Source organism: Christensenella hongkongensis (genome assembly GCF_000981035.1).
GTDB lineage: Bacteria > Bacillota > Clostridia > Christensenellales > Christensenellaceae > Christensenella > Christensenella hongkongensis.
Genome location: NZ_LAYJ01000068.1, coordinates 164,942 through 179,623 on the forward strand (window position 1 = coordinate 164,942; position 14,682 = coordinate 179,623).

At 49.7% G+C, this 14,682-nt stretch carries 14 protein-coding genes; all 14 read right to left on the minus strand.

The features are described from left to right. Positions 1-89 precede the first annotated feature (89 nt). Entirely contained in the window at positions 90-1,484 is a 1,395-nt protein-coding gene (locus CHK_RS04370) for a peptidoglycan D,D-transpeptidase FtsI family protein (protein WP_046442798.1), read from the minus strand. Then, positions 1,481-2,731: an FtsW/RodA/SpoVE family cell cycle protein gene (locus CHK_RS04375; RefSeq protein ID WP_052740312.1), complete on the minus strand. Its 1,251-nt coding sequence runs from the start codon at positions 2,729-2,731 to the stop codon at positions 1,481-1,483. Before CHK_RS04375 ends, CHK_RS04370 begins: the two co-directional genes overlap by 4 nt. Then, the gene (locus CHK_RS04380; RefSeq protein WP_046442799.1) at positions 2,721-3,179 is read right to left on the minus strand and encodes an FHA domain-containing protein; all 459 of its coding nucleotides are present in this window, start codon (positions 3,177-3,179) and stop codon (positions 2,721-2,723) included. Before CHK_RS04380 ends, CHK_RS04375 begins: the two co-directional genes overlap by 11 nt. Positions 3,180-3,240: 61 nt before the next feature. Beyond that, a complete protein-coding gene (locus CHK_RS04385; RefSeq protein ID WP_046442800.1) occupies positions 3,241-3,795 on the minus strand; it encodes a hypothetical protein in 555 nt (184 codons plus the stop codon). Between the two features lie 13 nt (positions 3,796-3,808). Further along, positions 3,809-4,390, minus strand: coding sequence for a J domain-containing protein (locus CHK_RS04390; RefSeq protein WP_052740314.1), 582 nt, complete (start codon positions 4,388-4,390; stop codon positions 3,809-3,811). Between the two features lie 27 nt (positions 4,391-4,417). Then, positions 4,418-5,257: a DUF5685 family protein gene (locus CHK_RS04395; protein WP_046442801.1), complete on the minus strand. Its 840-nt coding sequence runs from the start codon at positions 5,255-5,257 to the stop codon at positions 4,418-4,420. Between the two features lie 102 nt (positions 5,258-5,359). Continuing rightward, positions 5,360-6,358 (minus strand): tryptophan--tRNA ligase, encoded by a 999-nt coding sequence (trpS, locus tag CHK_RS04400; protein ID WP_046442802.1) that lies wholly within the window; start codon positions 6,356-6,358, stop codon positions 5,360-5,362. Between the two features lie 3 nt (positions 6,359-6,361). Continuing rightward, the gene (gene thrC / locus CHK_RS04405) at positions 6,362-7,852 is read right to left on the minus strand and encodes a threonine synthase (protein WP_046442803.1); all 1,491 of its coding nucleotides are present in this window, start codon (positions 7,850-7,852) and stop codon (positions 6,362-6,364) included. 240 nt (positions 7,853-8,092) lie between these two features. Continuing rightward, complete coding sequence (locus tag CHK_RS04410; RefSeq protein WP_046442804.1) at positions 8,093-8,503, minus strand: hypothetical protein; 411 nt, start codon at positions 8,501-8,503, stop codon at positions 8,093-8,095. Positions 8,504-8,628: 125 nt separating this feature from the next. Beyond that, positions 8,629-10,164, minus strand: coding sequence for a 2,3-bisphosphoglycerate-independent phosphoglycerate mutase (gene gpmI / locus CHK_RS04415; protein WP_046442805.1), 1,536 nt, complete (start codon positions 10,162-10,164; stop codon positions 8,629-8,631). A 55-nt stretch (positions 10,165-10,219) separates the two neighbouring features. Next, complete coding sequence (tpiA, locus tag CHK_RS04420; protein WP_046442806.1) at positions 10,220-10,963, minus strand: triose-phosphate isomerase; 744 nt, start codon at positions 10,961-10,963, stop codon at positions 10,220-10,222. A 191-nt stretch (positions 10,964-11,154) separates the two neighbouring features. Beyond that, positions 11,155-12,336 carry a phosphoglycerate kinase gene (locus CHK_RS04425; RefSeq protein ID WP_046442807.1) on the minus strand — a complete coding sequence of 394 codons (1,182 nt, stop codon included), beginning with the start codon at positions 12,334-12,336 and terminating at the stop codon, positions 11,155-11,157. Between the two features lie 99 nt (positions 12,337-12,435). Beyond that, complete coding sequence (locus CHK_RS04430; protein ID WP_046442808.1) at positions 12,436-14,052, minus strand: Na/Pi cotransporter family protein; 1,617 nt, start codon at positions 14,050-14,052, stop codon at positions 12,436-12,438. Between the two features lie 29 nt (positions 14,053-14,081). Then, positions 14,082-14,546 (minus strand): tRNA (cytidine(34)-2'-O)-methyltransferase, encoded by a 465-nt coding sequence (locus CHK_RS04435; protein WP_046442809.1) that lies wholly within the window; start codon positions 14,544-14,546, stop codon positions 14,082-14,084. Positions 14,547-14,682: the final 136 nt, after the last annotated feature.

Sequence of the window (14,682 nt, forward strand, 5' to 3'; positions counted from 1 at the left end):
TGGAAGAGAAGATCAAAATTCCAAAACGCGCCCAAAGAGCAACATCCCCGTCAATTACGGCAGGAACCGGCACTCCGGGCGCGTCAATTTTAATATCCCATATCCACTGCTTTTTCCAGAATCTTGCCCGCAAGGGGAGTCGCGTACGACGAACCGAAGCCCGCGCCCTCGCCAATCACTGCGATTGCGAGCGGATGTGCGGAATCCTCGAGGAAGCCGACGAACCACGAATGGTTTTTGGTTTCGCCCGTATCCTGGTCCACGTACTCCGCAGTTCCCGTTTTTCCGCAAACCGTCAGGCCGCCAATATCCGCACTCGTCGCCGTACCGCTCGTCACGGTGTTTCGCATGTACTCCGTGAGCTGTGCCGACACATCCTGCGGCATGATCTCACGAAATGCAGTCGGCGTATAGCTAAAGGAGCTTGTCCCGCCGTACTTCACGTCCTTGAGCGTATTGGGCTGCATGATCGTGCCGCCGTTCGCAACGCCCGCAGAAATCATCATATTGTGCATGGGTGTGATGAGGTCTTTATACTGTCCAATCCCCGCCCACGCAAGGTCCCCCTTATTGCCCGACACGACAAATTGGCTGTTATACAGAGTGAAATCCGGGAATTTGAAGTTATAGTTAAACGCAAACTGATCCGCTGTTTTAAGCATTGCATCGTCCCCAAGCTCCACAGCCAGCTTCCCAAAATAGATATTGCAGGATTTTTCAAACGCGCTTTCAAGATCCACGTGCCCATGGCCGCCTTTTTTGGGGCAGGTTATTTTCTGGCCTTCGATGATGTCGCTGCCCGTACAGTCTATTTCAAGGCCGGTCACGCCATTTTCGATCGCAGCAGCAGCTGTCACAATTTTCATTGTGGAGCCCGGCGGGTATAACCCCTGCGTAACGCGGTTGATAAATTTCGCGCCGGTTTCGTCCGTATCATCCTTGGCGGTATACGGATCAAACGTCGGCTTGCTGACGCTGCCAAGGATTTCTCCCGTTTCATAGTTCATCAGCACCACAGCGCCCGGATCTGAATTCATATTGTCGTAAATATATTCGCACAGGTCCGCGTCGATTGTAAGATACACGTCTCCGCCCTTTTGGCCGCTCTGCGCACTTTTGTATTTATCCAGTACATTTTGGTCGTAGCCATACAAATATTTGGCAAAGAAGGTTTCCGCCCCCTGTGACTTTCCGTAAATATCTCCTACGATATGGCTGACCGCCCGGCGCATATCTTCGCCTTCCGCGTATTTACGTTCCCCGTTCTGGGTATATGCAAGCGGGATGCCGTTCCTGTCGTAGATCGAGCCTGCATTCTCAATATTTTTCGTTGCTGAAATCCGCGGATTGAACGGCGTGGTAAACCACTGGTCGCCATATGCGACTGTGGAATACAGGAGATACGAGCCGAGCAGGACGAACAGGCAGCAAAACACCGCCAGCATTGCACGCATATTCTTTTTGATGTTTACCTTTTTTTTCATTCCACGCCGCCTCCCATCTCGGCAAGCTCCGCTTCTTCATACTCACCGTTTTTGAGCGCAACGCCCTCGATGATGCCAAGCTGCATCATGCAGGCAAGCATAGAGCTTCCGCCATAGCTTACAAAAGGCATCGTAATACCGGTAAGCGGTATCAGCTTAATTACCCCGCCGATAATGATAAAGCTTTGCAGGGAAAGCATAACCGTTGCTCCAAACACCAGCAGTTTATCGAATTTTGTTCGCGCATCCATTGCAATCAGGATACCGCGAATAATAAACACAAGATAAAGCGCGATAATACTGATCGCTACGATGATGCCGAACTCTTCTGCAATCGAGGCGAAAATATAGTCCGTCGTCTTCGCAGGAATGACGTCCGGCATTCCCAGCCCGAGACCGCTTCCAAGAAGTCCGCCGCTCGCGATTGCAAGAAGCCCCTGCACAATTTGGTAACCTTTCCCATCATAGGTCGCCCATGGATCCTGCCAGACCTCAACGCGCGTCCTGACATGCGCGAACATTTTATAGGAGAGGAATGCGCCGCCCGCAAATGCAGCCGTCGCCCCAAGCGTAATGCCCACACTCCCAGTCGCCGCGTAAAACACAATCAGGAAGGTTCCGGAAAAGAGAAGCGCCGCGCCAAGGTCCCTTGAAAGCACAAGGCACCCGACACAGGCAATCGTAAACAGGAAATAGGGCCACATATCGCGTTTTCTGGTACGGGAGGCAAGGAAATACGCGCTCACGATCAGGAACAGTATTTTTACAAATTCGCTGGGCTGGAACCGGAACGTCCCGATATCGATCCAGTTTTTAGCGCCGTTGGTAGCCGTGGCAAAAATAAATGTAATGCCAAGCATCCCCACTGCGAGCGCCATGAAAACATAATTGATTTTCCCAAAATCACGCGCCTTTTTTATCACCAGCATTGCCACGATCATGCACACGTTGCCAATCAATATCCAGATAAACTGCTTGCTTGCCGTTTCCGGGTTGATCCGGTACAAAATCACAATGCTGATAATACACAAAAAATCTGCGATCAACAGGGTGAAGCGCTCAAGGTGCTTGAATATCTTGCGCAGGACATTGTACTGTATGATGATAAACACTGCAAAAACGCAGCCAAGGATCACCGCCTGCATATCAAACGTTCCGCCCGCAAACGCAAGCAGGAACATACCTGATAACAAAAACAATATCATGAACGCGAGCATAATTCCCGCGCCGTATCTTCTAATTATCATTTCCTATCCTCGTCCTCTTGAAATAGATGCGCATTTGCACATCCCCAAACGACATTGCGTCGCCGGTCTTGAGCTTGTGCGTGTTGATTGCAAGCCGTCCATTGATTTTGGTAGGCGCTTTGTCAATCGGCTTCAAATAGTAGTCGTCGCCATCCTGAAAAATAACCGCGTGCGTTGCAGCGACGGTCCTGTCGGGCAATACAATATCGCAGCTTGCGCCGCTGCCGATTGTATTTTCCGCGCGCAGGCCAAACCTGTCGCCAATAAATTCCTCAGGGCCGCCGATGATCTTGGCATAACCGCCGAACTGGCTGATTTCGCTCATAACGAATTTTTTTTGCTGGTATTCCTTATACGAAATGTAGATCACGGCAATGAGTATCACAAGCACTGCCGCAATAAACCAATACCGCAATGCGTACGCAACTACCTCATAAGCTGCTTCCATAAAATTTCTCCTTGTATTTCAGGGTTTTATAACTTTTGAATGTCCATCACGGTATTCGGCGCTAAAACTTTCCGGTACTGACCAGCCGGTTACGCAGCGTGCCATAATACCAGCCAGCCACCTTGGTAAAAATCCAGTCGTAAAGCAGGAAGATAAACTCTGCCGCAATGAGCAGCGCCCACCACGGAACCTGAAACGGAAATTGCTCCGTCATCCATCCGCCGGTCTGGAAATAAATCAGTACCGCGCCAATATTGAAGTAAACCAGTTTTGCCACAGTAGCGCTGGCTCCGCGCCGGTCTCCGTCGATAAAATATTTAAAAATCCCATAGTGCCCAAAGAAGAACAGGTATGGCAGCATACCCGTTTTGACCGGCACCATCAAAAATCCGAGAATCAGAACTGAAATGACCACTACGATAGCGGGAACAAGCATCCGTTCCATCATAATGCCCATAATAAATACAGACGCCACAAAATAAAGCGTAATCCGCCCCACGGGCAGGATATTTGCCAGGTATACGAAGAGCAATGTCAACGACGCGAACATGGCGACCATGCCGGGCCTGTTTGTCCTGGTGGTTTTGTTTGCACGTCCCTTGATATATTTTACCATAACCTATCCCTTATCAAATACAGCACAGCATCGGCCGGAAGCAAAGGCTGCTGCCAATGCAGCCCACACACAGGCACGTGGTGCAGATTCCCATCATGCGCCTGGAACCGTCCGAACCCTCGTTATCTCCAAAGTCCATATACATTCCAGTCGTCTGCGACATCGCGCGCATCGCCTGCTCGTACTCATGGTTGGTCGGCTCCATTTGATACGCAATATTAAAATGCTCCGCCGCCCCGTCATACCAACCGCGCCGCATGAGCACGATGCCCATCAAAAAATGCCACTCTGCCGGGCGTTCTTTCATACGGTTCAGCATTGCCTCTGCCGTCACGAGGTCTCCCCTCTGGATCGACATGCGGATAGACGCGAACTCAGGCGAGTTGGAATTGTAGCTGTAATTCCCCTGCTTAATCTTTGTGACCATATCGTAAGCAGCGTTAATCTGCTTGAGCTTTTCGCTTGCCGCAGCCTGCTTTTCCGGATCGTTTGCGAACCTGTCCGGATGATATTTTTTAACCAGTTTCCGGTATGCGGCTTTGATTTCCGCTTCCGTGGCGTTTTCAGAAACGCCGAGCACCTCATATGGATTCATATTGTTTCCTTTGGTTGTTCTATTTTTTCATTCAACCGGCGCAACCATCCTGCAGCCGTTTTCAAGCACGGCTTCCGTTTGCGTCCGAAGCCCCAGATAAATAATGTTTTGCAGGATTTCCCTGTTTCGCTTTAATTCAAGCCTTCCAAGCTCCTGCGCAGCCTGCGCCAGCGTATAAAAAAGGCTCGTACGAATTTGTTCCTTTGCAGCCCGATCCAGTTTGCCATATTTGTTCAGGTAGACGTTGTAATTGCCGCTCTTTTCATCCTTCTGACAGTCTTCCACCGCATCAATGAGATAAACCCATCTGCCAATGCTGTAACCAAGGTCATAAAGAATATGCGACTGCAGCACATCTGCATCCTGAAACACAGTCCCTAAAAGCCGCGCATAAGAATCCGCAACCGCGTCTGTATTTGCAGACCTTTCCTTTTCAAGCACACAAAGCTCGTCAATCGTTTTGCGCGCCACATCGACCATACCGCGTCTACGGCACGCAGCCTTATCAAACGCTTTTTTAAACAGCGCCTTCGTAAGGCGCATTCCCTTTTTGCCGTCCCGCAGGTTGTCCTCTATCTGGAAATATGCCATCAGGATATTAACGTCGGCCGCATACGACGCGGCGGGCGTAATGACTGCGCTGCGCTTTTTGACCGGATGAAACGCGCATTTACACGGCTCCACCGTTCCCTGTTCTTCGCGCAGTCCGTCGGCAAGCAGATATAAAAAAACGCTGTCATAATTCAGCACTGCGTTCTTTTTATATTCCTGTTTCAGCATTTTGCACAAGCCGCAGTAGTACGCACGGTACAGCTCGTATTCACGTACTTTGAGCTCGCTCACCTGTGGCACAATATATCCAAACATAGAGTTATTATATCATCAAAGTACGCCCGTTTCCACTTTTCATAAAAAAAATGCGCTGTTTTCCTTGAAGGCAAGCGCATTTTTAAGAGTTTGTTCACAATCTTACAGTTTTTTTGGCGCAAGGCCGATTTTTTTCTGTACCTTGGAAAGCGTTTTCCTCGCGGCATAGGCAGCCTTCTGCGCATTCTCCGTCATAACTTTTTCGAGGAAAGCTTTATCCGTACGAATCTGCTGATACCTCTTTTGCAGCGGCTCAAGCTCAGAAATGACCGCGTCCGTAACGGTTTGTTTCAAGGTTCCGTAACCCTGTCCTGCAAATTCTTTTTCACAGTCCGCTATCGATTTCCCTGTAATCGCGGAATAGATGGTGAGCAGGTTGGAAACGCCCGGTTTATCCTCCGAAAAACGAATCTCTCCGTCCGAATCCGTCACGGCGCGTTTCATCTTGCGCGCGATGACCTCCGGCGCATCGAGCAGCGCGATAAACGCATTTTCATTGTCGTCCGATTTGGACATTTTCTTTTCCGGCTCCTGCAAGCTCATAATCTTTGCGCCCGCCTTGGGGATATACGGCTCCGGAATCGTAAATACGTCTCCATAAATGTGATTAAAGCGCGCCGCAACATCACGCGTGAGCTCCAGATGCTGCTTCTGGTCTACGCCCACCGGCACAAGGTTCGCCTGGTACAGCAAAATATCCGCAGCCATCAGCGCTGGATAGGTAAACAACCCTGCATTGATATTATCCCCTGCTTTTGCGCTCTTTTCCTTGAACTGTGTCATGCGCGAAAGCTCGCCCATATACGTAAAGCAGTTCAAAATCCACGCAAGCTCCGCGTGCGCGGGGACATGGGACTGCATATACAGTGTATTCTCCTGCGGATCGATACCGGAAGCAATCAGGATAGACATCACGTCGAGCGTGCGTTTCCTGAGCATTGCCGGATCCTGGCGGACGGTGATCGCATGAAGGTCTACCACGCAATAATAACAGTTATATTCGTCCTGCAGCGCCGCCCAGTTTTTAACGGCTCCAAGGTAATTGCCAAGCGTCAGGTCGCCTGAAGGCTGTATCCCGCTGAATATAATCTTTTTTTCCATTGGTCAGTCCCCCATTTTATGAATAAACTCGCTGACTGCGGAAAAAAGCCCTGTTTTCTCCACACACCCGTTGTGAAGCACCGGTTTTTCGCACAGCTCGCTGATCTGTGGCGGAATCGGCGTACCCGTAAGTTCTGAAAGCCTCGCCGCCGCTTCAAACGCGTCTGCAACGCTTTCACCCGAAACGCTTTCCAGCACATCCTGCGTGAATTTATATGGATTAGCCGTGGATACTACCACACAAAGCGTGCCGTCGCCCGTCATTTTGCGATATTTGCCACATACGCACTGCGCAACCGCGGTATGCGGATCGATTAAATAGCCATACTGCCGGAACGTATCCCTGATTGCCTGCGCCGTTTCCTGCTCGCTGCAAAAATCCGCATAAAATGTTTCCTTGAGGTTCGTCTGCATCTCAGGGGAAATTTCATACTTTCCGTTTGTTTTAAGCGCATCCATCCACGCGCACACCTGCGCTTCGTCCCTTCCCGTCATCTCAAACAAAAGCCTTTCAAGGTTGCTTGATATCAGGATATCCATGGATGGGGACATTGTTTTATGGAATGTCCGGTTCGCATCGTATACGCTGTTGTTGAAAAAGTCTGTGAGCACGTTATTGCAGTTGCTCGCGCAAACCAGCTTTCCAATCGGCAGGCCCATACGTTTTGCATAATAGCCCGCGAGGATATTCCCAAAGTTGCCGGTTGGCACGACAAAATTAATTTTCTCGCCGCTCTTTATTTTTCCTTCCGCCGCAAGCTTTGCATAAGCGTAAATATAATATGCCACCTGTGGAATCAGCCTTCCGAAATTGATCGAATTTGCAGACGAGAAGGTGTAACCCGCCTTTTTTAACATGTCTTTCAGTTCCCTGTTCGCGAAGAGCTCCTTTACGCCCGTCTGCGCATCGTCAAAATTGCCTTTGACTCCACAGACCTCGACATTGCTCCCTTCCTGCGTTACCATCTGCAGCCTCTGCATATCCGCAACGCCGTCTACCGGATAAAACACTTCGATTGCCGTGCGTGGAACGTCCTTAAACCCTTCGAGCGCAGCCTTTCCCGTATCGCCCGACGTTGCCGTCAGGATCAGCACATTTTCTTCCTGCTGGTGAATTTCCAAAGCCTTTCGGATAAGCCTTGGCAACACCTGCAGCGCCATATCCTTAAACGCCAGCGTAGGCCCGTGCGAAAGCTCCATCACATAGCTTGACGCGTCAAGCTCCCTCAGTGGGACGACAACGCTGTCGTCAAATGTCCCGTAGGCCTGCTGCGTAATTTCCTTCAGGCTATCCTCTGAAATATCAAAAAAATACTGCAATACGCGCGCAGCAAGGACGTCGTATTCATGCGCGGCGTAGGCTTCCATTTCATTTAAATCGATCTGCGGGAATTCCTGCGGGACAAACAGCCCTCCATCCGCCGCGATTCCCTGCAGTACCGCCTGTGTCGCGGGAATGGCATTCATTTTTCCACGCGTGCTCAAAACCTGCATAGCTTTTATCTCCTTCACTAATAAACGCGAAAAGCGGACAGATCCAAACCCGCACAAACCTTCGCCACTTTTTTCTCCTGCAAAACCATAAGAAAACCGCAGCCCTCGTGCCCCATCCGGTGCTGTCCGCCTTAAGCCGGAACACTGACCGGCTTAACGCAAATTTCTCTATTTCATCTTATGCGGCGCGCCCGCCCGTGGCCTTTTGCCTCCTGTGGCGCGTCATATAAAAAACGACGTTCAGATGATACGCTCTTTTAAGAAATCAGGAGCCTTCTCCGGATCGTCGCTGATGATGATCACTGCTTTAAAATCATTTTTTTCGGAAAGCGCGTCGATTTTGTCCATCAGTTCTTTAATCTCCGCAACATCCATTTTTACTATTTTCAGAAAAGCGTCAATGTATACCGCTTCAATATCATAATTCTGCGACACCATACCGCACAGCATACCATAAAGTGCGTCGCCGGATTCAATTCCATAATCCTTGACGTCTACAAACCGTGCCTGATGCGCTACGTCGTACATATACCGTTTGTCATCATCGATAAAAACGACGTCCCCTTTTGTAGAATTCAGTTCCGCATTTGCAAGATCGATCAGTCTTTTTGTCTTCCCGCTGCCTTTTTTCGCATAGATTAGTTGTATCATGATAAAGACCTCCTTGATTTTTGATATCTTGTAGTTAAAACCATTATAATATATCCGTTCTGTTTTATCTACCTAAAAATTATTTTTTCCGGAAAGAAAAAAGGCGGAACAATTCCGCCTTTCCACTATTTCTCAAGCAATGATTTCCCTTCCATTTCAACAGGCTGCGGCAAATCCATCAGGTCGAGCATCGTTGGCGCAAGATCGGCCAGGATACCCCCCTCGCGAAGCTTGTCAAGCTGATGTCTTTTGCTTACAAGGATGCAGGGCACAGGATTTGTACTGTGCGCCGTAAACGGTCCTCCCGTTTCCGGATCCACCATGATCTCCGCATTGCCATGGTCTGCCGTAATAATCGCCTCGCCGCCAATCCCAAGGATTGCGTCCACGACTTTACCCACGCATTCGTCCACCGCCTCAACAGCCTTTACCGCCGCTTCAAAGATGCCCGTATGCCCGACCATGTCACAGTTTGCAAAATTCAGTATCATCACATCGTACTGCTGCGATTTGATGAGCCCCACTGCCTTCTCGCAAACCTCCGGCGCGCTCATCTCCGGCTGCAGGTCGTAAGTCGCGACCTTCGGCGATGGAATGAGCACCCTGTCTTCTCCTTCATTTGGCTGCTCTACGCCGCCGTTGAAGAAAAACGTTACATGGGCATATTTTTCCGTTTCCGCGATGCGGAACTGCTTTTTCTTATGCTGCGCCAAATATTCGCCAAGCGTATTTTTCAACACCTGCGGCTTATACGCAACGTGGATATTCCGGAACGTTTTATCGTACTGCGTCATGGACACGAAATACGTTGGGAAGTATTCCCTTTCAAATCCGGCAAAATCCTCGTCTATGATGCTGCGCGTCAGTTCGCGCGCGCGATCCGGCCTGAAATTGAAGAAGATCACAGAATCATTCTTTTTCAGTTTTGCAACCGGCTCCCCGTTTTCCGTAATGACGGTTGGCTTTACGAATTCGTCATATTCCTTTTTGTCATAGGAATCCTGCATCGCGCTTACCGCGTCAGGCGCATCGAGCCCCTCGCCTTTTACAATCGCGTCATATGCAAGCTTTACGCGCTCCCAGCGGTTATCCCTGTCCATCGCGTAGTAGCGGCCCATAACCGTAGCAATTTTTCCCGCGCCGATTTCTTTGATCTTTGCTTCCAGTTCCTCAATAAAGCACTTGCCGCTGTCCGGCGGGACATCCCTTCCATCCATCAGGCAGTGGATATACGTCCGGTCTCCAATCCCGTTTTCTTTCGCCAGTTTTAAAAGCGCATACAGGTGGTCCTGGTGGCTGTGCACGCCGCCGTTTGAAATCAGCCCGATAAGATGCAGCGAGGAATTATGCTCCTTTACGTTTTTGATCGCTTCCAAAAACTCTTCCTTGCTGAAAAAATCCCCGTCCGCAATCGATTTTGTAATACGCGTCAGCTCCTGGTATACAATCCTGCCCGCGCCAATATTAAGGTGCCCAACCTCGGAATTCCCCATTTGCCCATCCGGCAGGCCGACGGAAAGTCCGCTTGCGCCGATCTGGGTGTTTGGATATTCCTCCATCAGCTTTTTGATGTTGGGCGTTCCCTCTGAATAAATGGCATTGCCCTCCGTATTGCTTGTGAGGCCAAAACCATCCATAATAATAAGTGCTGTAAATGCCATGTTATGTCACCTTTTCCTGATCAAGATAGAACTTCCCTTTGTGTGCGTAAACTGCTTAGTAGTTCACGACCTTGGAGAAATCCTCCGCTTTGAGCGAAGCGCCGCCAATCAGCCCGCCATCGATATCGCTCATTGCCATGAGCTCTGTGGCGTTCTTGGGGTTCATGCTTCCGCCATATTGTATTCTTACCTCATCCGCAGCGTTTCCAAACACTTCTTTGATTGCCGCACGGATTTCTTTGATCGTATCGTTTGCATCGTCCGACGTTGCGGTCTTGCCTGTGCCGATCGCCCAGATTGGTTCATATGCAACCACGACTTTCGCTACGTCGCCTTCCGCTACGCCTTTGAGCGCGAGCTTTGTCTGCTTGCGGACAACTTCCGCCGTAACGCCGTTTTCACGCTCTTCGAGCTTTTCTCCAACGCATACGATTGGCGTGAGGCCTTTTTCAAGCGCCTTCAGCACCTTCAGATTCACTGTTTCGTCTGTTTCCGCATAATACTCGCGGCGCTCGGAGTGACCGATGATTACATACTGCACGCCAAGGTTCAGCAGCATATCCGCAGATATTTCGCCTGTGTACGCCCCGGAATCGTGGTAATCCATATTCTGTGCGCCAAGACCGATATTTGAGCCGCGAACCGCAGCAGCGGCAGCGGCAAGGTCTGTCGCCGGCGTGCAAACCACCACATCCGCTTTGGCATCGGCAACAAGTGGCCTCAGCTCATTAATCAAGGCAGTCGCCTCATCCGCCGTTTTGTTCATCTTCCAGTTTCCCGCAATAATTGGTTTTCTCATTTTTTAGATCTCCCCTCAAATTATGATAGCAATTTGTCAAAAGGTTGGTTACAAGCTTTTGGTATAAATTGCATATGCAAGCGATTTATCGTAAGTTTTACATAACCTGCTTTTCGTTAAATCGCTGTAATTCCCTGAAAAGGGCGGATACACTTTATCCGCCCTTTTTAACTAATTGAATTATCCGCTATTTATTTGTCGTTGAGCGCCGCCACACCCGGAAGCTCTTTTCCTTCCAGAAATTCCAGAGAAGCGCCGCCGCCTGTGGAAATGTGGGACATCTTATCGGCAAAACCAAGCTTCTTGACTGCCGCTGCGCTGTCTCCGCCGCCGATGATCGTCGTAGCAGAGGAAGCGGCCATTGCCTCGGCAATCGCTTTGGTGCCGCCTGCAAATTCCGGAATTTCCGCAACGCCCATCGGGCCGTTCCAGATAACCGTCTTCGCGCGCTTGATTTCCGTAGAGAAAATGATTCTTGTGGACGGTCCGATATCGAGCGCCATGGAATCAGCAGGAATATTGTCTACCGGCACAACGTGTGTCTCTACGCCGGCCTTGAGTTCTTTGGCCACTACAAAATCCGAAGGCAGCATGATTTTGATGCCTTTTTTCTTTGCTTTGTCCATCAGCTCCAGTGCAAGGCCAAGGCGTTCGTCGTCCACGAGCGATTTCCCCATTTCAAATCCCTGCGCCTTTACAAACGTATTCGCCATGCCGCCGCCGATGATCAGGCAATCTACTTTAGTAAGCAGGTTTTCGATAACTCCGATTTTGTCGGAAACCTTCGCGCCGCCAAGGATTGCAATAAACGGACGCGCAGGATCATCAAGCGCCTTGCCAATAATGGAAAGCTCTTTGCCAATCAGGTAGCCCGCAACCGCAGGAAGATATTCGGCAACGCCCGCCGTAGAAGCGTGCGCCCTGTGAGACGTACCAAACGCGTCGTTCACATAAATATCTGCAAGGCTTGCAAGCTCCTTTGCAAACTGCGGATCGTTCGCCGTTTCTTCCTTGTGGAAACGCAGGTTTTCAAGCAACACCACCTGTCCATTTTCCATGGAAGCGACCGCATCCTGCGCTGCTTTGCCTACGCAGTCTTTTGCAAAAATAACCTTTGTATTCAAAATCTCGTCAAGACGTTTCGCAACCGGAGCAAGTGAAAATTCCGGTTTCACCTCGCCCTTTGGCCGTCCGAGATGAGAAGCAAGGATAACCTTCGCACCGTGGTCGAGCAGGTACTGGATCGTCGGAAGAGCCGCCTGAATACGGGTTTCATCCGTGATTTCTCCCTTATCGTTCAGCGGAACGTTAAAATCTACGCGTACAAGTACCTTTTTGCCCTGAACGTCGATATCTTCAATCGTTTTTTTCATATTATTACTCCTTTGATATGAATTCGTTCGCATACACTATTCATTTTAATAGTAAACCCCTGAATAAGCAAGCAAAACTTGATCATTCGGGGGGCGCTCTTACTGGAATTCACCGCGCAGATAGATCGCCGCGATATTTGCCGCATGATCCGCTACCCTTTCGCACATCGTAATGATATCCGTAAACACAGTGCTCGCCTGCGGGCTGCATTCGCCCTTTTTCAGGCGCTTAACATGGTTTTTCTTTATCTTTTCCTCATAACGGTCAATTTCGTCTTCTATTTCAATGACGCGTTGCGCGCTTTGCGCGTTGTTTTGCTCGAGCGCCTCCATCAGGCGTTCAAAGGACTCGTTGATCTTATCAGCCATGAACTTGATTTCTACGGTCCCCTTCTTGGACATTTTGATCTTTTTATCCAGCCGGATTGCCGCAATATCCGCAATGTTTTGCGCGATATCTGATACGCGTTCAATATCCATGATCACATGCAACATACCCGTCACAGTACGCGAGTCCACCTCAGAAAGGCCCGTCTGGCTGACTGTTGCGAGCGCATCTGTGATTTCGTGGTTGAGGTAGTTGACCACTTTTTCATTTTCGCTCACCTCTTCAATCAGCTTTTCATCCCGTTCAAGGAAGCTGCGGATCGCAAGGTTGAAATTCTCTCCGGAAAGCCGTTCCATGCGGGCAACCTCAAGCATTGCCTGTCCGACCGCAACCGCCGGGCTCTCGACGTTTTTATCAATATATTTCAGTTTTTTGCCTTCAAGCTGTTTATCCTCCCCGCGAATGAAGAAGCACGCAATTTTCGCAAGCAGCTGCGGGCACCAGATAAAGATCAGGGCGTTAACCACATTGAAGAAGGTATGGAAGTTTGCAAGCTGGTTGACCGGCGCATTTGGCGTCCACGACTTGATCCAGTCCACAATGGGAAGAAACTTCATAAGCAACATGAAAATAGCCGCGCCCAGCACATTAAAGAACAGAAGGGCAATCGCCGTGCGCTTTGCCGTTTTGGTTCCGGAAAGGCTCGCCAGAATCGCTGTGACGCACGTACCAATATTAAGGCCCAGAATAACAAACACCGCCGAATCAAGGCCCATAACGCCCTGCATGGCAAACGCCTGTATGATACCCATCGTGGCAGACGAGCTCTGGATGACCGCCGTGACCGCAAGTCCTGCCAGAAGGCCGATCCACGGCTCCTGAAAGGAGCTCAGGGCATCTACAAACGGCTGGAATTCACGCAAAGGCGCAACCGCCTCAGACATGATCTCCATACCAAAGAGCAGTATTCCAAGGCCGCCGATGATCTCGCCGATACGGCGGATCGAACGCTTTTTGACGAAAAGCATGATCACAACGCCTGCAAATAACACGATGGAAGCAAACTGGGTTACATTAAGCGCGACAATCTGGGCTGTAATGGTGGTACCGATATTCGCGCCTATCCCAACGTTAATGGCCTGCGTAAGCGTCATGAGCCCCGCATTGACAAACCCGACGACCATAACCGTCGTAGCAGACGAGCTCTGGATGACCGCCGTGACGCCCGCGCCGAGCCCGAGCGCCGCAAACCGGTTTTTCGTCATCAGCTCAAGGCCGGTTCTCAGCTTATCTCCTGCTGCGGCCTCAAGGCCGTCCGACATCAGCTTCATGCCGTACAAAAACAAGCCCAATCCGCCGACCAGCATCAAAATACTCCATAAATCCATTTAAACTTCCCCCAATAAAAGAGTTACTTTCACTTCATGTGAAAATAGCTGTTTTGGCGCATTGCCTCGTATACGCCCACACATACCGCATTGGAAAGATTGAGGCAGCGCTGCCCCGCCTGCATCGGAATCCGCACAGAACGCGCTTCGTTTGCTTCAAGCAGTTTCTTTGGCAGTCCCGCCGTTTCCTTGCCAAACACAAGAAAACATCGATCGGAATAAACCGCCTTGTCAAAATTTCTCGCCACCTTAGAAGAAAAATACCAAAAATCACCTTCCGGATATTTTTGGTATAGTTCCTCCAAAGAGGCGTAGGTATAAAGTTCCAAATCCTTCCAATAATCAAGGCCCGCACGCCGCACATGTTTTTCGTCGATTGAAAATCCCATCTTCCCAACGATATGAAGCACGCTCCCCGTGACGACACAGGTGCGTGCAATATTCCCCGTATTTTGCGGGATCTCCGGCTCTACAAGTACAACGTTTACTGACATATTTCTTTTCAAATTCCCCATTCATTCGAAAATAAATCCATGATAATTATAAAGTAAAATATAGATGAGTGCAATGTAAAATTTATGCAAGACGTATCACTGTATTTTATCGGCCAAAATTCCTTTTCATAGCCGG

What these genes read in the sequence shown, in the direction of transcription:
- CHK_RS04435 (WP_046442809.1), bottom strand. Translation starts at nt 14,546, where the DNA reads ATGTCAGTAAACGTTGTACTTGTAGAGCCGGAGATCCCGCAAAATACG.
- CHK_RS04425 (WP_046442807.1), bottom strand. Translation starts at nt 12,336, where the DNA reads ATGAAAAAAACGATTGAAGATATCGACGTTCAGGGCAAAAAGGTACTT.
- trpS (WP_046442802.1), bottom strand. Translation starts at nt 6,358, where the DNA reads ATGGAAAAAAAGATTATATTCAGCGGGATACAGCCTTCAGGCGACCTG.
- CHK_RS04390 (WP_052740314.1), bottom strand. Translation starts at nt 4,390, where the DNA reads ATGAATCCATATGAGGTGCTCGGCGTTTCTGAAAACGCCACGGAAGCG.
- CHK_RS04380 (WP_046442799.1), bottom strand. Translation starts at nt 3,179, where the DNA reads ATGGAAGCAGCTTATGAGGTAGTTGCGTACGCATTGCGGTATTGGTTT.
- CHK_RS04385 (WP_046442800.1), bottom strand. Translation starts at nt 3,795, where the DNA reads ATGGTAAAATATATCAAGGGACGTGCAAACAAAACCACCAGGACAAAC.
- CHK_RS04370 (WP_046442798.1), bottom strand. Translation starts at nt 1,484, where the DNA reads ATGAAAAAAAAGGTAAACATCAAAAAGAATATGCGTGCAATGCTGGCG.
- CHK_RS04395 (WP_046442801.1), bottom strand. Translation starts at nt 5,257, where the DNA reads ATGTTTGGATATATTGTGCCACAGGTGAGCGAGCTCAAAGTACGTGAA.
- CHK_RS04430 (WP_046442808.1), bottom strand. Translation starts at nt 14,052, where the DNA reads ATGGATTTATGGAGTATTTTGATGCTGGTCGGCGGATTGGGCTTGTTT.
- CHK_RS04410 (WP_046442804.1), bottom strand. Translation starts at nt 8,503, where the DNA reads ATGATACAACTAATCTATGCGAAAAAAGGCAGCGGGAAGACAAAAAGA.
- thrC (WP_046442803.1), bottom strand. Translation starts at nt 7,852, where the DNA reads ATGCAGGTTTTGAGCACGCGTGGAAAAATGAATGCCATTCCCGCGACA.
- CHK_RS04375 (WP_052740312.1), bottom strand. Translation starts at nt 2,731, where the DNA reads ATGATAATTAGAAGATACGGCGCGGGAATTATGCTCGCGTTCATGATA.
- tpiA (WP_046442806.1), bottom strand. Translation starts at nt 10,963, where the DNA reads ATGAGAAAACCAATTATTGCGGGAAACTGGAAGATGAACAAAACGGCG.
- gpmI (WP_046442805.1), bottom strand. Translation starts at nt 10,164, where the DNA reads ATGGCATTTACAGCACTTATTATTATGGATGGTTTTGGCCTCACAAGC.